Origin of the sequence: Gillisia mitskevichiae (genome assembly GCF_003634585.1) — a bacterium.
GTDB classification, from domain to species: Bacteria; Bacteroidota; Bacteroidia; order Flavobacteriales; family Flavobacteriaceae; genus Gillisia; species Gillisia mitskevichiae.
In genome coordinates this window covers 1161465-1182149 of the sequence record NZ_RBLG01000001.1, presented here as the reverse complement: position 1 = coordinate 1182149, position 20685 = coordinate 1161465, and the positions used below count along the sequence as shown (strand labels likewise).

The window sequence follows — 20685 nt, the reverse complement described above, 5'->3', positions numbered from 1 at the left end:
CTGATATTTATTATTTGTTATTCTAAATATTTACTTTTTTCTGAAAATATAGTTCTTGTAAAAATTCTTTTCATCTGTAAAAGAATCCGTAACCTTTAGATCTGCTTGGCTGGCGAGCCACTCTACGATCATATCATCGTATTTCTGAGAGATCTCGGTATGAATGCTCTCCCAAGTCTCAAAATGTATAGTAAGATCTAAGTTCTTAATATTAACTTCTTGTTTTTTATTACTTATCAAAAAGCTCTTTGCAGTTCCGGTTTCAGGATTGTAAGTCTCCCAATGAAAAAAGGAATCAAGATCAAAATCGGCATCCATTTCGGTATTGATCCTTTCTAAAACATTCTTATTGAAAGCTTCTGTCACTCCAGTTGGATCGTTATAAGCATCTAAAATTGTTTGTGGATTTTTCTTTTGATCGAAGCCCATAAAAAGCATATCATCTGGACTCATAGCTTCTTGGATTTGTCTCAAGAAATCTATTGCATCTTCATGAAGAAGATTTCCAATATTAGAGCCTAGAACCAAGATCACTTTTTTTCTAGAATTATAATCAGATAATCGCTCTAAGGTTTTAAAATAGGTTCCTTGCTGAGGTTTAACAGATAGTGATGGTAACTCTTCTTTAAGCGATCCCTCTAAATCATCTAAAGCATTTTGGCTGATGTCTACAGGTAAATAATCGAAGTCTATCTTATTATCTATAAGGTATCTTAATACTAATTTCGTTTTCTTCCCATCCCCTGCTCCAAGTTCTATTAGATCAAAACCATCGTCACCTGCAAAAGCATCTGAGATCTGCTTAGTATTGTTTGCTAAAATATTATACTCACAATTAGTAAGATAATATTCAGGTAAATTCATAATATCCTGAAATAACTTATCTCCTTTTTTATCGTAAAAATATTTAGAAGATAAGTGCTTAGGATAACTGGTTAAACCAGTATAGACATCTTCTTCAAAGGCAGAAGCGAATTTTATTTTCGTATTATTTTCCATGTACTAAAAAGTCGAATTATTTGGCCAATCTTACACCGGTAAATTGCCATCTCAAATGCGGTTGAAAAAAATTTCTATAAGTAGCTCGGGTGTGATTTGCAGAAGTAGCAACAGATCCTCCTCGAAGTACTTTTTGATTCACCATGAATTTGCCATTATACTCACCTAATGCGCCCTCTGCCTTTTTGTAATTAGGATAAGCATCATAAGAACTCTCTGTCCATTCCCAACGGCTTCCCCATTTAAATTTATCCTGCGATACCTCCCATTCAAATTCTGTAGGCAATCGCATTCCTTTCCATTGTGCAAATGCAAAGGCTTCAAAATATGAAATATGGCTTAGTGGAGCTTCGAGGTTTAAATCTTGTAATCCGCTTAAGGTATATTGTTTCCAATTCCCAGCAACATTGTGCCAATAAAAGGGAGCAGTGATGTTTTCAGAATTTATCCAATCCCAGGCTTCAGCATGCCATAATAAAACATCTTTGTACCCGCCATTTTGGATGAATTCTAGGTATTCTCCATTGGTGATTAATTTATTGGAGATCTCAAATGGATTTAAATATACTTTGTGCCTACCTATTTCATTATCATAAAAGAAAGAATCTCCCTTATGCCCAATTTCATAAATCCCCTCTGCAACAGCTTCCCATTTCTGAGGAAAAACTTGAATAGGGTTTTCTTCGAAATTTTTCTGATAAATAGGTAATAATGGATTGTTACCAAGAATATATTTAATATCTGTTAACAATAATTCCTGATGTTGTTTCTCGTGATGGCAACCAATCTCCAATACGTTTAAGAGTTCTTCTGAAAAACTTGGAGAATCATCAAACAGATCTAATATAGCTTTAGTAACATAAGAACGATATTCATATATCCATGCTACTGTTGGTCTCGAAAGATTTCCTCTATCTGTTCTTACCACTTTTTCTCCCACACTTTCGTAATAACTATTAAAAACGAAGGCCGAGTTTTCATCAAATAATGTATAGTTTTCCTGAAATTTCTTCAGAACAAATTCTTCAAAAAACCAAGTTGTATGTCCTAAATGCCATTTTGGAGGAGATACATCCACCACTGGCTGCACTACGTAATCTTCAATTTCTAAGGGAGCACAAATAATTTCGGTTTGAGCTCTGGTTTCAGTAAAAAGTTGAAATAATTTTTCTTTTGAGATCATAAGATAGGTGGTAACATAAGGCTACCATCCAAAGTTACAATTTTTTAGGAATGAGTGAAATCAACGCTAGTTAATGAGAAGTTAAAGTCAAATACCTGATAACGAGTTTATTTTATTAAAAATTAAACGGCATTTTATATTTAACTTCTATCTTTTTACCACCTCGATGTCCTGGCTTCATTACAGGAAATAGTTCGGTGATACGGACAGCCTCTTGATTGACTAACTTTTGAGGTCCTTCCGCAGAAACTTTACAAACTTCACCTTTTTCATCTATATAAAAGGTGATCACAGATCTGCCTCTAACTATCTTTCCGTTAGCATCTTTTGGATATTTAAAATTAGATTTAATGTGCTTGGCGAGTTGTTTATTAAAGCAATCATCTTCAGAAAGTTCACTTTTTTCACAGCCAGGCCAAACCGGTCCAATCTCTTTCATAGTGATCGTGTTTCCCTTTACAGATACTCCTTCTTGTGCCTGAACATTAGTGGTAAGAACAAATAAAGCGGCAATAAAAAATATATTTTTCATAAGTAAGGTGTTTTTAATAAAGGAAAACTTCGGAATTAATTCTTCAAAGAGAGTTAAACAGCGACCTTTCCTTTTATATGTGGATGCGGATCGTAATTTTCAAGGCTGAAATCTTCAAACTTGAAATCAAAAATATCTTTCACTTCGGGATTGATCTTAATTTGAGGCAAGGCTCTTAGATCCCTGCTTAACTGAAGCTCCAATTGCTCGATATGATTGTTATAGATATGAGCATCACCAAAGGTATGAATAAAATCTCCGGCTTCGTATCCGCAAACCTGAGCCACCATCATGGTAAACAAAGCATAGGATGCGATATTAAATGGAACCCCAAGAAAAATATCGGCGCTACGTTGATAAAGCTGACAAGACAATTTCCCATCTGCAACATAAAACTGAAAAAATGCATGACAAGGTGGTAAAGCTGCTTTCCCATTAGCCACATTCTCTGAAAAGGATTTTGAGGTATCCGGTAATACCGAAGGGTTCCAAGCAGAAACCAACATTCTTCTACTATTTGGATTGTTTTTTAAAGTCTCTATTAATTCTTTTATCTGGTCTATATCTTCACTATTCCAGTTCCTCCATTGATGTCCATACACAGGTCCAAGATCTCCATTCTCATCGGCCCAATCATTCCAAATGCGCACCCCATTTTCCTGAAGATATTCAATATTAGTATCTCCTTTTAAAAACCATAAGAGTTCATAAATTATCGATTTTAAGTGCAGTTTCTTGGTTGTAACCATGGGGAAACCTTCACTTAGATCGAAGCGCATTTGATGACCAAATACACTTTTTGTTCCCGTTCCAGTTCTATCTCCTTTCTGAGTCCCATTTTCAAGGACATGTTTTACAAGATCGTGGTATTGTTTCATGCGTATGTGTTTCTAAAATACTATAATATATATTCTCTAAAAATAAGGAAACAGGTAAAAATAACTACCGAAATCTCTAAGAGATTTTAATTTTCTAACCATAAATATTAGCAATCATCTAAATCCTTCACGGCACAACGATCTGCATGATGAGCATTCCGCTCTCCCATAGGTCTTTCTTGCCCGATAGTAGTATCATATCTAGTTTGATGTTCCATTTCAGAATTTATTTCGGCACCCATTAGAACTATAAATGCGGTTAAAAACAACCATAACATTAGAATAGCTACTGCAGCAAAACTTCCGTAAAGATCATCATAACTACCAAAATTGCTCACGTACCAGGAAAACAACATAGATCCTGCCAGCCACACTAAGGATCCCAACAATGCTCCCCAACTTACCCAGCGCAATCTAGGACTTCGCCGACTGGGAGCGAACTTATAGACCATACTTAGAGTTAGCACCAAAATTATTCCCAACAAAACCCAGCGAAACCAAGAGAGAATATGTTCTATTTGAGGCGTAAGACCAATATTTTTAATGAGTAAAGGAAAAAAGATCACGATCAATAAGCTGATAAGTCCAACCACAACTCCACCTAAAGTAAAAAGCAGCGTTAGTAAGTTTTTCTTGATTATACCTCGAGTATCATTTTCATCATAAGCAATATTCACACCTTGAAAAAGGGCGCTTGTACCTTTATTTGCACTCCAAAAACTTACCAGTATACTAATTGCTAATCCCCAACCAATTTCCTTTTTAGATTTCTCTATAATTGGTTCCAAAAAATCTCTTATCATTCCGAAAGCTTGTTCCGGCAAAATGAGACTTAATTTTGAGATTTGATCACGAATTTGATCTGGTTCTAGCACCAAACTATACACAGAAATCGTAGCTATTATAGTTGGGAATACTGCCAAGAAAAAATAGAAAGCTACCCCTGCTGCCACGATCTGAACATTATCTGATTTCATCTCATGAAAACTTCTCTTACCAATATCTATCCATCCAGCCAATGGGATTTGGTGAGGCCACTGGGCATCTTCGCCGCGATATTTTCTTGTTTTTTGAGATTTATTCATTCTATTCGGGTATCTAATTCAGTAGTAAAAGATTACTTAAGTAGATTGTTACCTAACTAAGCTTTAATCAATTTATTAATTGGAATGATCCTAAAATTTTAGAGAGCTTAAGCTTACGTCTATCTCCATTTATCGTGAGATTTTTTACAATTCTATTTTCTCTAAACTAGAATCAAAACTTTTTTCTACCGGAAAAATAAGTACATAAAGCTTAGTTAGATAAGTCAGGTTGAGCGGAGTCGAAACCTCCTTTCGAGCTAAAAAGTTCTCGCTTGTAGTTTATCCTGAGTGCAGACACAGACGAACCTAGAGTTCCTAACGGTATAAATGTCTACAATAAAACTCATGGGAGTGATCTAATAACCTCAATAAGTTTTTTTAATTATATTGGTTACCCAATGATCATCCCAGCGATAGTTGCCGATAAAAGTGAAGCGATAGTACCACCTAATAAGGCTTTCATTCCAAACTCTGAAAGCACCTTACGCTGTCCTGGCGCTAAAGATCCAATTCCTCCAATTTGGATTCCAATGGAAGCAAAATTAGCAAAACCACAAAGCATATAAGTTGCCATGATCACCGACTTCTCGTAGTTAAGACTAAGTGCATTCATAGGATTCTTAAGATCTGCTAATTGAATATAACCAACAAATTCACTAGCCGCTAACTTAATACCTAAGAGTTGCCCCATAAGCATCATATCTTCTCTGGCAACCCCTATTAGCCACATTAAAGGCGCGAAAACAGTTCCCAATATAGATTCTAAAGAAAACTTAGCATAAGGCGTGTATTCTGCCATTAAGCCATTAAGATGCGTAATACCACCAATCCAACCCAGTAAATAGTTGATCATTGCGATAAAAGCAATAAACACTAATAACATAGCTGCAACGTTGGCAGCAAGTTTTAAACCTTCTGTAGTTCCATTAGCGATCGCATCCAAGATGTTAGATCCAATCTTTTCTGAAGAAACCTCCACATTGGTATTTATAGCTTCAATTTGTGGGTATAATATTTTAGAAATAACAATTGCACCAGGAGCTGCCATTACAGAAGCTGCTAATAAGTGTTTTGCGAATTGTAATCTTAGCTCAGGATCATCTCCACCTAGAAAACCGATATAAGCTGCCAGTACACCTCCGGCAACAGTTGCCATCCCACCAATCATAACCAGAAGCATTTCAGAACGATTCATACGTTCTAAATAAGCTTTGATCATTAATGGCGCTTCTGTTTGTCCTAAGAAGATATTCCCTGCAACACTCAAACTTTCAGCTCCAGAAATACCCATGATCTTAGTTAGAACCTTGGCCATTCCCTTTACAACAATTTGAATCACTCCTAGGTAAAACAATACAGATGTTAATGCTGAAAAGAATATTATAGTAGGTAGTACTTGGAATAAAAATATAAACCCAAAACTCTCTACATTCATCATTCCTCCAAGAAGAAACTCACTTCCAGCTCTTGTAAAATCAAGAATTAAGACAAAAATTCCTCCAACAAATTCGAAAATATTCTTTACAAATGTGATCTTTAGAACTCCAATTGCTAATAGTAATTGGGCTCCCAATCCAATAAGAACTGTTTTCCAGTTAATAGATCTTCTACTACTACTAAACAAGAATGCAATTAGCAATAGTGAAGCCATCCCTAAAAGTCCTCTAGAAACACTTTTAAATGAGATCCCCGCGCTAGGTATCATCTGTTTATTTGTACTTACAGGAATAACATCCTCTATTAATAAAGGAGTTTCACTAAATGTATAAGTATTTGAATTATCTGATAACTGAAGAGAATCTTCTGTTAATTCTGTTATTCTAAATTTCTTAATGGAATCTCCTTCGGGTTGACTATAAAAGAACACCAAAAGATTATTCTGATACAAATAATCCCCTTCTGCTTTTAACTCATCTTCAGAATTAATTGTAAAACGACCATCTTCAAGGGTCATATTATCATTAGAAGCGAATCCAGAAAAAGTTTGAGTACTATCATTTAAAGACTGAAAAGTCCAGGATTTTGTGATTGTTTGTGAATGTGCGGTAATAATACCGAATAAAATAAAGAACAGGCAACACAAGTATTTCTTCATAAATAACTACTTATTTTCTTTTGGAAATCTCGTCTCTAATTCGGGCTGCCTTTTCATAATCTTCATTTTTAACTGCTTGATTTAGTAGATCTTCAAGTTCAATCAAGGACATTTTTTTATAATCTGCACCTTCTGGTTCAACACTTTCAGCAAGTATATCATCTACTTGCGCTTGTTCTTTTGCTGTGGATGGAGTTAAAGATCCAGATTCTCCTTTTAAAAATATCCCTGCTTTATCTAAGATATTCTTATAGGTGAATATTGGAGCATTAAAACGTAAAGCCAACGCAATAGCATCACTAGTACGGGCATCTATAACTTCTTCAATTTTATCTCTCTCGCAAATTAGGCTAGAATAGAACACGCCATCAACCAATTTATGGATGATCACTTGTTTAATAATGATCGCATATCTGTCGCAAAAATTCTTAAATAGATCGTGAGTAAGAGGGCGCGGAGGTTTAATTTCCTTTTCTAGCGCTATGGCTATAGACTGTGCCTCAAAGGCTCCAATAACGATAGGGAGTTTTCTATCCCCGTCTACTTCACTTAAAATAAGTGCGTAGGCGCCGTTTTGGGTTTGACTATAAGATATTCCTTTTATATTAAGGCGTATTAGGCTCATATACCAATAATTAAAAAGGGCTTTCTAAATAAGGACAAAATACCACATTTAGAAAGCCCTTTTAATGCTCGCAAGTTAAAAAAATTATGCGTTTTTAGCTTTAAATTCTTTTAGTTTTTCATTTAGCTTCGGTACAATTTCAAAGGCATCGCCAACAACCCCATAATCTGCTGCCTTAAAAAACGGCGCTTCAGGATCATTATTAATAACAACTTTTACTTTAGAAGAGTTAATCCCAGCCAAATGTTGGATCGCACCAGAGATTCCAATTGCAATGTACAGGTTAGAGGCAACAGGCTTTCCTGTTTGCCCAACATGCTCACTATGAGGTCTCCATCCCATATCACTCACTGGCTTAGAACATGCTGTTGCAGCTCCTAAAGTTTCAGCAAGATCTTCTATCATTCCCCAATTCTCTGGACCTTTTAATCCTCTTCCTCCAGAAACAACGATCTCTGCATCTGCAATTGTTACTTTATCTTTTGCTTTATCTACGCTAGTAACATTTACTGAAAAATCTTCTTCAGATAAATTTGGAGAAAAATCTTCAGCAGTTGCAGCAGCTTGAGCTTCTTTTAAACCGAAGGCGTTTTTTGACACTCCTACTATTTTTATATCTGTAGTTATATTTGTAAAACTGAAGGCTTTATTTGTAAAAGCCGTTCTTTTCACTACAAATGGGCTAGCGCTTTCTGGAAGCGAAACTACGTTAGAAGCGTATCCTGCATTTAAATGCACTGCTAAAAGTGGCGCAAGATATTTGCTGTTTGCACTTTGACTTACAACTACAACTTTAGAAGCTTCCTTATCTACTGCTTGCTTTAATGCATCTGCATAAGCTTCAGCATTAAATTCTTTTAATTTTGAATTATTGATCTTCAAAACCTTGTCTACTCCGTAAGTTCCAAGTTCCGAAACATCTTCAGCATTAAATGTTACTCCTGTTACAGTAGTTCCAAGCATTTGGGCAACTTCTTTAGCATAAGAAGCTACTTCTAATGATGCCTTTTTAAACTTTCCTTCTTCTGATTCTATATAAACTAAAACTGACATGTTTTTTATTTTTTTGATGTGGATATTAAATTCTATACGTCATTTCGGCTTTTTCCAAGCCTTCAATTCAATAAGTAATTAGATCACTTTTGCTTCAGTATGAAGTAATTGGATCAATTCATCTAAATTATCCGGATCTACTAATTTAACAGCACCTTTAGGAGCCGGTTTTTCAAACTTCTCAGCTTCTGTTTGCACAGTCACTTCAACAGGCTCTACCACATTTAATGGTTTTTTTCTAGCCATCATAATTCCTCTCATATTAGGAATTCTTAGATCGCTTTCTTCAACCAATCCTTTTTGCCCACCAATAACCAATGGTAATTTAGCGGTAACAGATTCTTTCCCACCATCGATTTCTCTAACCGCTTTCGCTTCAGTTCCATCAACTTCTAGACCTATACAAGTATTTACAAAGTTGGCTTTTAATAAAGCTGCCAACATTCCTGGCACCATTCCTCCATTGTAATCTATAGACTCACGCCCAGCAATAATTAGATCGTAACCACCTTCTTTTGCAACATTTGCCAGTTGTTTAGCAACCTGAAAACCATCGGTAGCCGGCGTATTCACTCTAATGGCATTATCTGCGCCAATAGCCAATGCTTTTCTTAAAGTAGGTTCGGTCTCTGGACCTCCTACGTTAATAACATCTACTGTTGCTCCTTGTTTTTCTTTGAACCACATTGCACGGGTAAGACCAAATTCATCATTCGGATTAATTACAAACTGTACTCCATTGGTATCAAACTGAGTATTATTATCTGTAAAGTTAATCTTCGAAGTAGTGTCCGGTACGTGACTAATACACACTAATATTTTCATCTATATTTTCTTTTTAAATAATTTTTTTTTCGTGATCACGAAGATAGGTAAATTTATACAAAATTTACTATGCGCGCATAACAAATATTTTAGCAGTTAGATGCGCTATAAACTTTTACGAATTACTATTTTTGCTTTTTCAAGCGATACATTTAACAGTATAGACATATAGAATGAAAACAATTCAATTCAGAGAAGCGATTCAGCAGGCCATGAGCGAGGAGATGCGCAAAGATGATACTATTTACTTAATGGGTGAAGAAGTAGCAGAATACAACGGTGCTTATAAAGCATCTAAAGGCATGTTGGACGAATTTGGCCCAGACCGTGTGATAGATACTCCTATTTCTGAACTTGGTTTCTCCGGAATTGGAATTGGAAGCGCAATGAATGGGAATAGACCTATTATAGAGTTTATGACCTTTAACTTTGCCCTAGTTGGAATAGATCAAATTATCAACAACGCAGCAAAAATGCGTCAGATGAGTGGTGGACAATTCAACATTCCAATCGTATTTAGAGGACCAACAGGTTCTGCAGGGCAATTGGCAGCTACCCACTCTCAAGCCTTTGAAAGCTGGTTTGCAAACTGTCCAGGACTAAAGGTAATTGTGCCTTCTAATCCTTACGATGCAAAAGGTTTATTAAAAGCTGCAATTCGCGATGATGATCCAGTTATTTTCATGGAAAGCGAGCAGATGTATGGAGATAAAGGAGAAGTACCAGAAGAAGACTACATCATTCCAATTGGAGTTGCAGATATTAAAAGAGAAGGAACAGATGTTACTATTGTATCTTTTGGAAAGATCATCAAGGAAGCTTATAAAGCTGCAGATGAACTAGAAAAAGATGGAATTTCTTGTGAAATCATCGATTTACGTACCGTAAGACCTTTGGATTATGAGGCAATATATAAATCGGTTAAAAAAACAAACAGATTGGTGATATTGGAAGAAGCATGGCCTTTTGGAAATGTTGCTACGGAGATCACGTATCAAGTTCAGGAAAATGCATTCGATTATCTGGATGCTCCTATTATAAAGATCAATACCGCAGATACTCCAGCTCCTTATTCTCCAGAATTATTAAAAAACTGGTTACCGAATAGTGAAGATGTTGTTAAAGCTGTGAAAAAGGTGCTTTACAAGTAATCTTATAGACTTATCTTTGAAGCTTCATCTAAACGGTGAAGCTTTTTTTGTGCCCAAATATGAAATACTCCCTTTTATTTACCTGCATTTTATTAACTTTTTTTCAAGGATGGTCTCAAACCAGAATTAGCGGAACTGTTGTAGATGAGACAGGAACTCCCGTTCCTTTTGCGAATGTTATTTTTTTAAGTTCTTCTGAAGGAACTACTACTACCGAAACCGGTGTTTTCTATTTACAATCTGATCAAGATCAACCCAATGTGGAATTTTCCTATGTAGGATATGAAACTTTAATAGTTCCTCTTGAAAAAGGTGGAAATTTAAATCTGAAGATCGTTCTAAAAGAAATGACAGAATCTTTAGGCGAGGTGATGATCTATCAAGGGAAAACTTCTAAAAAGAATAATCCCGCAATAGATATTCTTAGAAAGATCTGGGAAAACAAAAGGCAGAATGGAGTAAAAAAATTCGATCAATACGAATACAGAAAATATGAAAAACTGGAGTTCGATCTAAATAAAATAGACAGTGCTTTAATTAATAGCCCCATTTTTAACGGAATGGAATTTATATTTAAAGACCTGGATACCAACAGAATTACTAAAAAAACCTATTTGCCAATTTTCTTAAATGAAGCTGTTTCTAAAATTTATGGAGATAAAAAATCTGGTAAATCCAAAGAAGAACTTTTAGGGAACAAGAATTCCGGTTTTAGTAATAATCAGCTTTTAATTTCTTCAGTAAAAGACATTTATTCAGAAATAGACATTTACGAGAATTACCTTAAATTTTTCGATAAAAGTTTCGTTAGTCCGCTTTCTACCACTGGGATCAACAATTATAATTATGTATTAGCAGATAGCTCTTTTGTGGGCGATAAATGGTGTTATAAGATAAATTATTATCCTCGCAGAAAAAATGAATTGACCTTTAAAGGAGATTTTTGGGTTAATGATACTACTTGGGCAGTAAAGAAGATCAATCTGGAAATGGCAGAAGATGCCAATGTAAATTGGGTAAAAGGGGTTTATATAGAACAAGAATTCGATGTTTTAAACGACTCTATCTTCTTAATTACCAAAGACTTTTTTCAGGTAGATTTTTCACTTAGAGATAAAGAGAATGCACGAGGCATTTATGGAAAAAGAACGGTGCTTTATGACGAATATAATTTCGACAATAAAAAACCTCTAAAATTTTACGACACGCGAGTTATAGAGTTTAAAGAGGAAGTTTATAATAGAGATGAAGATTTCTGGAAAAAGAACCGACTAGAAGAATTAAATGGAGATGAGCGTGGGGTTTACAAAATGCTAGATACCCTGCAAAATGTAAAAGCTTTTAAACGCTTATATAATTTAACCACTACCCTATCTTCCGGCTATATAGAATTCGATGGTTTTGATTATGGTCCAGTTTATACCACTTTAGGGTTTAATGATGTTGAAGGATTTAGATTAAGAGGTGGCGGTAGAACTTATTTCGATGAAAATGATCCATGGAGAATTGAAGGTTACGGGGCTTATGGTTTTAAGGATAAGCAATTTAAATATGGGATCGCTGGGAAAATTTTATTAGATAAAAAACTAAGAATTATTGCCACGGCAGGGAATAGACGCGATATAGAACAGTTAGGAACTAGTCTTACCAATACTACCGATGTACTTGGTAGAAGTTTAGCCTCCTCCTCTTTAATAAATGTAGGAGATAATGATAAGTTGAGCTCTATTAATCTCTCTGTTGTAAGTTTAGAAATTGAACCCTTTCAAAATTTCACTTTTAGATTAGCAGGATCTTATAGGATACTTAAACCAGCCTCGCCAACCTTCAGTTTAGATTTTTATGAAGATGAGGCACTTTCGCAAATAGATTCAGAAATAAATCAGACCGAAATCTCCACAATTTTCTCTTATACTCCTGGCAAAGAAACTACCGGGTTTGGAGTAGACAGAAATATTATTAATGAAGGCGATTTTCCAACCTTCTTTTTAAACTACAGCTTGGGAGTAAAAGATATTTTTGAAAGTGATTTCAATTATAAAAAGATCCAGTTTTTTTACAATCAACCTTTATTAGTTGGAGGCTTCGGAAAATCGAATTTAAGCATTGAAGCAGGGAAAACTTTTGGAGAAGTTCCCCTTGGGCTATTAAGTGTAGTTCCCGGGAATCAGACTTATTTCGCTTTATACAATACATTTCCATTGCTTAATTTTTATGAATTCGTAACAGATACTTATGTATCTGCACATCTTGAGCACAATTTTAATGGAAGGTTATTTTCCAGAATCCCAGGATTGCGTGATCTTAATTTAAGAGAGATCATAGGAATTCGTGGGGTCTATGGAGAAATTTCTGAAGAAAATAAAAATATAGACGCTTCTGGATTACCACTAATTGCACCAGATTCAGATCCATATTGGGAATATAGCGTAGGTGTTGGGAATATTTTTAAATTCCTGAGAATAGATGCTCATTTTAGAGGGAATTACTTTGATAATGAGGATGCCAGATCGTTTGGAGTGACTGCTTCCTTCGGTTTTCATTTTTAATGCTCTCTGTAAGAGGATAAATTACTATATTTGCCGCCTGAAAAATTTGAATAAAAAAGAAAGAAAATGTCAGAGACTTTTGATGTATTGATAGAGATCCCAAAAGGGAGCAGAAACAAATACGAATATGATTTTGAATTGAAGAAAGTTCGGTACGATCGAATGATCTTTTCTTCTATGATGTATCCTGCAGATTACGGATTTATCCCTAATACACTTGCGTTAGATAGCGATCCACTAGATGTATTGGTTTTGGTTGCAGAACCTACCTTCCCTGGAATTGTAATGGAAGTAAAGCCAATTGGGGTTTTCCATATGGCAGATGAAAAAGGTCCAGATGAGAAAATTATTTGTGTACCAGTATCAGATCCTATCTGGAATAGATTAAATGATCTAGATGATGTGAATGGTCACTTGCTTAAAGAAATAGAACATTTCTTTAAAGTATACAAAGATCTTGAGAAAAAGAAAGTAGATGTTGGTGGATGGGGAAATGCTGAAGAAGCAAAAGAGATCATCAAGCAATGTATCGAAAGATATAAGAATTATGAAGGAGATAAAGAGAGATTCGGGATATAATCGAATAATTTCTTATAATAATTGAATAATTAAAAGCGATAACCCTAAAAAGTTATCGCTTTTTTATTTATCATTGATTTTGCTACATTAGCAGACATTAACTAATTTTTAACTATCTCTATGGAATCAATGATTATCTATGCCCCAATTGTTCTGGCCATAATTGGTCTATTATACATGTGGATGAAAAGGTCTTGGGTTTTAAAACAAGACGCCGGTGACGGAAAAATGAAAGAAATTTCAGATCATATCTATGAAGGCGCACTCGCCTTTCTAAATGCCGAATATAAATTACTCACCATTTTTGTAATTGTAGTAAGTATCGCACTTGCTGTAGTTTCTTTTGTAGTACCCACTACACACTGGTTAATCGTGATCGCTTTTATTTTTGGAGCCTTTTTCTCTGCCTTGGCAGGAAATATGGGAATGAAAATAGCCACAAAAACCAATGTTAGAACTACACAAGCAGCAAAAACAAGCTTGCCAAATGCCTTAGGAGTTTCTTTTGGCGGTGGAACCGTGATGGGTCTTGGAGTTGCAGGACTCGCAGTTTTAGGATTAACCTCTTTCTTTATATTATTCTTCCATTATTTTATGGGAGGGGTTTGGACCTCCACCGCGGACATGACAATTGTATTGGAAACCCTTGCAGGATTCTCTCTTGGAGCTGAATCTATCGCTTTGTTTGCGCGTGTAGGAGGTGGAATTTACACCAAAGCTGCCGATGTTGGAGCCGATCTAGTAGGTAAAGTAGAAGCAGGAATTCCTGAAGACGATCCACGAAACCCTGCAACTATTGCAGATAATGTGGGAGACAATGTAGGGGATGTAGCAGGAATGGGAGCCGATCTTTTTGGTTCTTATGTTGCAACCGTATTAGCAGCCATGGTGCTTGGAAATTATGTGATAAAGGATATGGGTGGAAGCATCGATGATGTTTTTGGCGGAATTGGCCCAGTATTATTACCAATGGCAATTGCCGGTGCAGGAATTATCATTTCTATGATTGGTACCATGTTGGTGAAAATAAGCAGTAACGATGCTAAAGAATCGCAAGTAATGCGTGCCTTGAACATAGGGAACTGGGTATCTATAGCCTTAGTTGCAGTTACTTGTTTTGCTTTGGTAAAATGGATGTTACCAGCGACTATGCAAATGGAATTCTTTGGCGAAGGCTTAAAAGAAATTTCTTCTATGCGTGTATTTGGAGCTACCATCATAGGGCTTATAGTTGGAGGAGCTATTTCTTCAGTAACAGAATATTATACAGGATTAGGTAAAAAACCAATCCTTAAGATCGTACAACAATCCAGCACTGGTGCTGGAACAAATATTATTGCAGGTTTAGCAACAGGGATGATCTCTACTTTTCCTTCAGTTTTATTATTTGCAGGTGCTATCTGGGCTTCTTATGCTTTCGCAGGATTTTACGGAGTTGCATTAGCAGCTTCAGCAATGATGGCCACTACAGCTATGCAATTAGCAATAGATGCCTTCGGACCAATATCTGACAATGCAGGTGGTATTGCTGAAATGAGCGAACAAGAACCTATTGTAAGAGAACGTACAGACATTTTAGATTCTGTAGGAAATACAACTGCAGCAACCGGGAAAGGTTTTGCCATTGCATCTGCAGCACTTACTTCTTTAGCCTTATTCGCAGCCTATGTAACTTTTACGGGGATAGAAGGAATCAATATCTTTAAAGCTCCAGTATTGGCAATGTTATTCGTGGGAGGAATGATCCCAGTAGTATTTTCTGCCTTAGCCATGAATGCTGTTGGAAAAGCAGCTATGGAAATGGTGCAAGAAGTAAGACGACAGTTTAGAGAGATTCCTGGAATTATGGAAGGAACAGGGAAACCACAATACGATAAATGTGTGGCTATTTCTACCGAAGCTTCCTTAAGAGAAATGATGTTGCCAGGTTTATTAACTATAGGATTTCCATTGGTAATCGCCTTTGTTCCTATGATCTTTGGAATGGATAATTTGGCGATTGCTGAAATGTTAGGAGGTTATATGGCCGGAGTTACCGTAAGTGGTGTACTTTGGGCAATTTTCCAGAATAATGCAGGTGGTGCTTGGGATAATGCTAAAAAATCTTTTGAAGCAGGAGTTTTAATTGATGGAGAAATGACCTACAAAGGTTCTGAAGCTCATAAAGCTGCCGTAACTGGAGATACTGTAGGAGATCCATTTAAAGATACTTCCGGACCATCTATGAACATCCTGATAAAACTAACTTGTCTAATTGGTCTTGTAATAGCTCCCATCTTAGGCGGCCATACAATTGGTGAAACAAATAATTCTATTGAACAAGCTGAGATCATCAATGTAGCTGGTGTAAATAATTCTACAACTAAAGAAGTGGAAGTTAGAATGACCACTGAAGGTGATGAAACTGTTGCAGAGGTTAGAACTACTATTACTGAAGATGGTAAAACCGATGTAAAAGTAAAAACCTACAGAGGAACTAAAGCTGAAGTTGAAGCACAGTTGGAAAACAGATAAAACCTCTTTTTTTAATAAAAACCCTCAAGATATTTCTTGGGGGTTTTTCTATTTACGATCCCCTGTTCTCATTATTAAATTTATAGCAAGGGAATTTATTCTTTCAAATTTCTGCTAGTGCCCAATTCCATTAGGTCTCCCATTAAAGATAAAAATCTTCCAGTTTTAACATTGGAATTATTCCAATATATTGGAATAATTCCATAATTTTGTAATCATTCCCTATTAAGATGGAATGCATATAAAAATGGCAAAAACGGTATTACATCTGGATCTGGACACCTTCTATGTTTCTGTAGAACGCTTAATAGATACGCGTTTACAGCATAGACCTCTATTAGTAGGAGGTACCAGCGATCGTGGTGTTGTAGCTGCTTGTAGTTATGAGACCAGAGCTTTTGGGGTGCATTCTGGAATGTCTATGAAGCTCGCCAAACAACTATGTCCCGAAGCCACTATTATAAGAGGAGATGCAAGTACGTACACAAAATACTCTAAAGATGTAACAGATATTATAAGAACAGATGTTCCGCTGTTTGAAAAGTCAAGCATAGACGAATTCTATGCAGATCTCACTGGCATGGATCGTTTTTTTGGGTGTTATAAATATGCATCTGAATTGCGAAAAAAGATAATCCGAGAAACTGGATTACCCATTTCCTTCGGACTTTCAGCAAATAAAATAGTTTCTAAAGTAGCTACCAATGAAGCCAAGCCCAACAATCAATTAAAAATAGATTCAGGATTTGAAAAGGAATTTCTAGCCCCACTTTCAGTAAAAAAAATACCGATGGTGGGCGATAAAACATACCAAACTCTTCGGAATCTAGGAGTTAGGCACGTGAAAACAATACAGGAAATGCCGCTGGAAATGATACAAAAAGTATTGGGCGCAAATGGCACTACCATCTGGCATAGAGCACAAGGCATAGATAATACCCCAGTTATCCCCTATTCTGAAAGAAAATCCATCTCTACCGAACGTACTTTCGATCGGGATACTATAGATGTAGATAGATTATCTTCCATCTTAATAGCTATGACGGAAAATCTCGCATTTCAGCTCCGCCGTGGCGATAAACTCACCTCATGCATTTCGGTTAAAATTAGATATTCAGATTTTAATACCTACACCAAACAACTCAAAATCCCATACACCAGCGCAGATCATATCTTGCTTCCCAAGATCCAAGATCTGTTTAAAAAACTCTATAATCGCCGCTTATTGGTTCGGCTCATCGGGATACGTTTTAGCCATTTAGCGGGTGGAAATTACCAGATTAACTTGTTCGATGATAACGCAGAGATCTTGAATTTGTACAATGCGATGGATACTATTAGAATTAGATATGGAGACCGAAGCGTCTTAAGAGCCGCCTCTCTTGGAGCCAAAACCATTGGAAGAATGACCAATCCTTTTAATGGAGAACCACCGGTGGTGCTGGCTCACAGAAAGCAATAAAGGCCTTGCTTCAGAGGAAAAGAAAGAATTAAAATTTAAAAGTTTAAATCACTGTAAACATAAGAGTTCAAAATTGTATTTAAATAACCACACATATTATAGCATGCGATTTGGGACATTTTCAGAAATAGAATTACTGGAACTGGCTCAAAAAAATAATGTGAAGACCTTAGTGCTTACAGATATTAATAACACCTCTGTCTCTCTAAATTTTGTGCGAATTGCCAAAGAATATAACATTACTCCTATTCTGGGAATAGATTTTAGAAACGGAGTACAGCAACAATTTGTAGGAATTGCAAAGAATAATGAAGGCTTTCAAGAATTAAATGATTTCCTTTCTAAACATCTTCAGCAAAAAATAACGATCCCTGAAAAAGCACCTTTCTTTAAAAATGCTTTTATTATTTATCCTTTTGAGAAAATACTCGCTTCAGAAATAAGTGAATTTAACGATAATGAATTTATAGGGATAAGTATTGCCGAGTTGCGAAAATTGAAGTTTTCAAAACTAAAGGAACTCACTACCAAGTTGGTAGTATTGCAACCTGTAAGCTTTCGCAACAAACGAGATTTTAATGCGCATAGATTATTGCGCGCCATAGACACTAATTGCCTTCTAAGTAAACTCTCTCCAGAAGAACAAGCAGGAAAAGAGGAACAAATGATCCCTCTTGAGAGGCTAAAAGAGCATTATGAGGAGTTTCCTTTTATTCTTAATAATACCGAAGAGCTACTAGCAGCCTGTCACATACATTTCGATTTTTCTGAAAACAGGATCCCCCAGAATCAACAGGTTTTTGAAGAAAGTGCTTCTAAAGATGAAAAATTCCTAAAAGAACTTTGCGAAAAAGGACTTCTTCTTCGCTATCCAGAAGCTAAAGAGGAAGTTATTAAAAGAATGGTCACAGAATTAAAGGTCATTAAAAAAATGAACTTTATCTCCTATTTTCTTATTAACTGGCGCATTTGCCAATATGCTCGTGAAAAGGGCTATTTCTATGTAGGGAGAGGAAGCGGTGCTAATAGCATTGTGGCTTATTTACTGCAGATCACAGAGGTAGATCCTGTAGAATTAGATCTTTATTTTGAGCGTTTTATTAATGAATTTAGAACCAGTCCGCCAGATTTCGATATAGATTTTTCATGGAACGATCGGGAGGATGTCACTCGATTTATTTTTGAAGAATTTCCACATACGGCCTTACTCGCCACTTATAATACCTTCCAGTTTAGAGCTGTGATTAGAGAATTAGGAAAAGTATTCGGGCTTCCAAAAGAAGATATAGATAAACTTTGCAAAGGACATTTCCCGAATAACGAACAAGATGAGATCCATAAACTGGTTCTTAAATATGGAGAGCTCATTCAAGGAATGCCTAATTATAGAAGTATTCATGCAGGCGGAATTCTTATTTCTAATAAACCACTTACAGCATTCTCTGCTTTAGATCTTCCGCCTAAAGGGTTTCCTTGTGTGCAGTTTGATATGGTGATCTCTGAAGATGTAGGCCTTTATAAATTTGATATTCTAGCCCAACGCGGATTAGGAAAAATTCGGGATTCTCTAGATATTATTGCTGAAAATCAACCGGAAGCAGCTGCGTTTGATATTCACGATGTAGCAGCTTTTAAAGAAGATCCCAAGATAAATAATCTTATAAAAGAAGCCTCTTGCATAGGCTGCTTTTATGTGGAATCTCCCGCGATGCGCATGTTACTTAAAAAATTACAAACAGACACTTATCTAGGTTTGGTTGCAGCTAGCTCTATTATTCGCCCGGGCGTGGCAAAAAGCGGAATGATGCGGGAATATATTCTTCGTCATAGATATCCGGAAAGACGAGACAATGCGCATCCAGAACTTGCCAAAATAATGCCCGATACGTATGGTATTATGGTATATCAAGAAGATGTAATTAAAGTTGCTCATTTTTTTGCGGGCCTTAGCCTTGCCGAGGCAGATGTTTTACGGCGCGGAATGAGTGGAAAATATCGCTCCCGGGAAGAATTTCAACGGGTAGAAGATAAATTTCTCTCCAACTGTCGTGAGAAAGGGATCGAAGAAAAGACCATTTCTGAGGTTTGGGATCAAATTAAAAGTTTTGCAGGATACGCCTTTGCAAAAGGGCATTCTGCCAGCTATGCAGTAGAAAGTTATCAGAGTTTATTTTTAAAAGCCTATTTCCCATTAGAATATATGGTGGCAACTCTTAATAATGGTGGTGGTTTTTATTCTATAGAAATGTACGTACATGAGGCCAATATGAATGGAGCTACTGTTGTTCCTCCCTGTATTAACGAAGGGGATTACCACAACACTATAAAAGGAACAACAATTTATCTGGGCTTCGGAAATTTAAAAGAATTGGAATCGCGAGTAGCACAACGCATTCTTGAGAATAGAAATTTTAATGGAAAGTTTGAATCCTTAGAGAATTTTATAGATCGAGTTGCGGTAAGTATAGAGCAATTAAGCATTCTTATTAGGATCAATGCTTTTAGATTTACAGGCATAGACAAGTATCAGCTTTTATGGGAGGCTCATTTCAAACTAAATAAGAAACCCAAAAAACCACAACAAATTCCGCTTTTCACTCCGAAGCACAAAAAATTCACACTACCAGAATTACACACTACTCTATTAGAAGAGGCTTTTGAGCAAATAGAACTTCTTGGATTTCCTTTATGTAGTCATTTTAATCTGCTTCTGGAGCCGCCTCAAACCAGTTATGGTCAAAAAGATCTGGGCAGATTTCTAAATAAAGAGATTTTAATCTATGGATATCTGGTTACCGTGAAAAATACAAAAACGGCAAAAGGAAAACCTATGAATTTCGGCACTTTTATAGATCAGGAAGGTAATTTTTTCGATACCATTCTCTTCCCTCCTATTGCTGAAAAATATTCCTTTAGAGGCAGTGGAGTTTATGCGCTCTTAGGAAAAGTCACTGAAGAATTCGACTTTTTAAGTATCGAAGTAAACAAAATGAAAAAAGAGGCTTACATCACAGATCCGCGATTTTCTGAAGGAAATCTAGCTACCGGACACCGAATAGAGAAAATGAAAAGTCTGGAAGAGAAAAAAGAACACCAAGAACCTCAGGGATTTAAACCTCTAGTAAGGAATCAAACAACAATCTAAAAGAACAACT

General features: G+C 36.1%; 15 protein-coding genes. 6 read left to right on the top strand and 9 right to left on the bottom strand.

Annotation, left to right across the window (positions count from 1 at the left end):
- Nucleotides 1–30 precede the first annotated feature (30 nt).
- From BC962_RS05235 to BC962_RS05195, 9 genes are all read right to left on the bottom strand, one after another.
- Nucleotides 31–999, bottom strand: a complete 969-nt coding sequence (locus BC962_RS05235) for an L-histidine N(alpha)-methyltransferase (protein WP_121344812.1) — start codon at nt 997–999, stop codon at nt 31–33.
- 16 nt (nt 1000–1015) lie between these two features.
- On the bottom strand, nt 1016–2182 hold the full coding sequence (gene egtB / locus BC962_RS05230) for an ergothioneine biosynthesis protein EgtB (RefSeq protein WP_121344811.1): 1167 nt from the start codon (nt 2180–2182) through the stop codon (nt 1016–1018).
- A gap of 115 nt (nt 2183–2297) precedes the next feature.
- Nucleotides 2298–2714, bottom strand: a complete 417-nt coding sequence (locus BC962_RS05225) for an energy transducer TonB (RefSeq protein WP_121344810.1) — start codon at nt 2712–2714, stop codon at nt 2298–2300.
- Nucleotides 2715–2767: 53 nt separating this feature from the next.
- The gene (locus BC962_RS05220) at nt 2768–3592 is read right to left on the bottom strand and encodes a thymidylate synthase (RefSeq protein ID WP_121344809.1); all 825 of its coding nucleotides are present in this window, start codon (nt 3590–3592) and stop codon (nt 2768–2770) included.
- Nucleotides 3593–3699: 107 nt separating this feature from the next.
- Nucleotides 3700–4677 (bottom strand): YihY/virulence factor BrkB family protein, encoded by a 978-nt coding sequence (locus BC962_RS05215; RefSeq protein WP_121344808.1) that lies wholly within the window; start codon nt 4675–4677, stop codon nt 3700–3702.
- A gap of 391 nt (nt 4678–5068) precedes the next feature.
- Complete coding sequence (locus BC962_RS05210; protein WP_121344807.1) at nt 5069–6772, bottom strand: NupC/NupG family nucleoside CNT transporter; 1704 nt, start codon at nt 6770–6772, stop codon at nt 5069–5071.
- Nucleotides 6773–6782: 10 nt separating this feature from the next.
- Nucleotides 6783–7397, bottom strand: coding sequence for a bifunctional nuclease family protein (locus tag BC962_RS05205; RefSeq protein ID WP_121344806.1), 615 nt, complete (start codon nt 7395–7397; stop codon nt 6783–6785).
- A gap of 84 nt (nt 7398–7481) precedes the next feature.
- Nucleotides 7482–8450 carry an electron transfer flavoprotein subunit alpha/FixB family protein gene (locus BC962_RS05200; protein ID WP_121344805.1) on the bottom strand — a complete coding sequence of 323 codons (969 nt, stop codon included), beginning with the start codon at nt 8448–8450 and terminating at the stop codon, nt 7482–7484.
- A gap of 78 nt (nt 8451–8528) precedes the next feature.
- A complete protein-coding gene (locus tag BC962_RS05195; RefSeq protein ID WP_121344804.1) occupies nt 8529–9275 on the bottom strand; it encodes an electron transfer flavoprotein subunit beta/FixA family protein in 747 nt (248 codons plus the stop codon).
- Nucleotides 9276–9448: 173 nt separating this feature from the next.
- Here BC962_RS05195 and BC962_RS05190 point away from each other — a divergent pair, with 173 nt between their 5' ends.
- From BC962_RS05190 to BC962_RS05165, 6 genes are all read left to right on the top strand, one after another.
- A complete protein-coding gene (locus tag BC962_RS05190; protein ID WP_121344803.1) occupies nt 9449–10426 on the top strand; it encodes a pyruvate dehydrogenase complex E1 component subunit beta in 978 nt (325 codons plus the stop codon).
- A 59-nt stretch (nt 10427–10485) separates the two neighbouring features.
- Nucleotides 10486–12975 (top strand): DUF5686 family protein, encoded by a 2490-nt coding sequence (locus BC962_RS05185; protein ID WP_121344802.1) that lies wholly within the window; start codon nt 10486–10488, stop codon nt 12973–12975.
- Between the two features lie 66 nt (nt 12976–13041).
- Nucleotides 13042–13554, top strand: coding sequence for an inorganic diphosphatase (locus BC962_RS05180; RefSeq protein WP_121344801.1), 513 nt, complete (start codon nt 13042–13044; stop codon nt 13552–13554).
- A gap of 120 nt (nt 13555–13674) precedes the next feature.
- On the top strand, nt 13675–16068 hold the full coding sequence (locus tag BC962_RS05175) for a sodium-translocating pyrophosphatase (RefSeq protein ID WP_121344800.1): 2394 nt from the start codon (nt 13675–13677) through the stop codon (nt 16066–16068).
- 247 nt (nt 16069–16315) lie between these two features.
- The gene (gene dinB, locus BC962_RS05170; protein ID WP_121344956.1) at nt 16316–17530 is read left to right on the top strand and encodes a DNA polymerase IV; all 1215 of its coding nucleotides are present in this window, start codon (nt 16316–16318) and stop codon (nt 17528–17530) included.
- 73 nt (nt 17531–17603) lie between these two features.
- Nucleotides 17604–20675, top strand: coding sequence for a DNA polymerase III subunit alpha (locus BC962_RS05165; protein WP_121344955.1), 3072 nt, complete (start codon nt 17604–17606; stop codon nt 20673–20675).
- Nucleotides 20676–20685: the final 10 nt, after the last annotated feature.

Excerpts from the sequence above, each read along its gene's own strand:
- BC962_RS05190 (WP_121344803.1), top strand. The coding sequence starts at position 9,449 with ATGAAAACAATTCAATTCAGAGAAGCGATTCAGCAGGCCATGAGCGAG.
- BC962_RS05195 (WP_121344804.1), bottom strand. The coding sequence starts at position 9,275 with ATGAAAATATTAGTGTGTATTAGTCACGTACCGGACACTACTTCGAAG.
- BC962_RS05180 (WP_121344801.1), top strand. The coding sequence starts at position 13,042 with ATGTCAGAGACTTTTGATGTATTGATAGAGATCCCAAAAGGGAGCAGA.
- egtB (WP_121344811.1), bottom strand. The coding sequence starts at position 2,182 with ATGATCTCAAAAGAAAAATTATTTCAACTTTTTACTGAAACCAGAGCT.
- BC962_RS05235 (WP_121344812.1), bottom strand. The coding sequence starts at position 999 with ATGGAAAATAATACGAAAATAAAATTCGCTTCTGCCTTTGAAGAAGAT.
- BC962_RS05210 (WP_121344807.1), bottom strand. The coding sequence starts at position 6,772 with ATGAAGAAATACTTGTGTTGCCTGTTCTTTATTTTATTCGGTATTATT.
- BC962_RS05200 (WP_121344805.1), bottom strand. The coding sequence starts at position 8,450 with ATGTCAGTTTTAGTTTATATAGAATCAGAAGAAGGAAAGTTTAAAAAG.
- dinB (WP_121344956.1), top strand. The coding sequence starts at position 16,316 with ATGGCAAAAACGGTATTACATCTGGATCTGGACACCTTCTATGTTTCT.
- BC962_RS05220 (WP_121344809.1), bottom strand. The coding sequence starts at position 3,592 with ATGAAACAATACCACGATCTTGTAAAACATGTCCTTGAAAATGGGACT.
- BC962_RS05205 (WP_121344806.1), bottom strand. The coding sequence starts at position 7,397 with ATGAGCCTAATACGCCTTAATATAAAAGGAATATCTTATAGTCAAACC.
- BC962_RS05225 (WP_121344810.1), bottom strand. The coding sequence starts at position 2,714 with ATGAAAAATATATTTTTTATTGCCGCTTTATTTGTTCTTACCACTAAT.
- BC962_RS05185 (WP_121344802.1), top strand. The coding sequence starts at position 10,486 with ATGAAATACTCCCTTTTATTTACCTGCATTTTATTAACTTTTTTTCAA.
- BC962_RS05175 (WP_121344800.1), top strand. The coding sequence starts at position 13,675 with ATGGAATCAATGATTATCTATGCCCCAATTGTTCTGGCCATAATTGGT.
- BC962_RS05215 (WP_121344808.1), bottom strand. The coding sequence starts at position 4,677 with ATGAATAAATCTCAAAAAACAAGAAAATATCGCGGCGAAGATGCCCAG.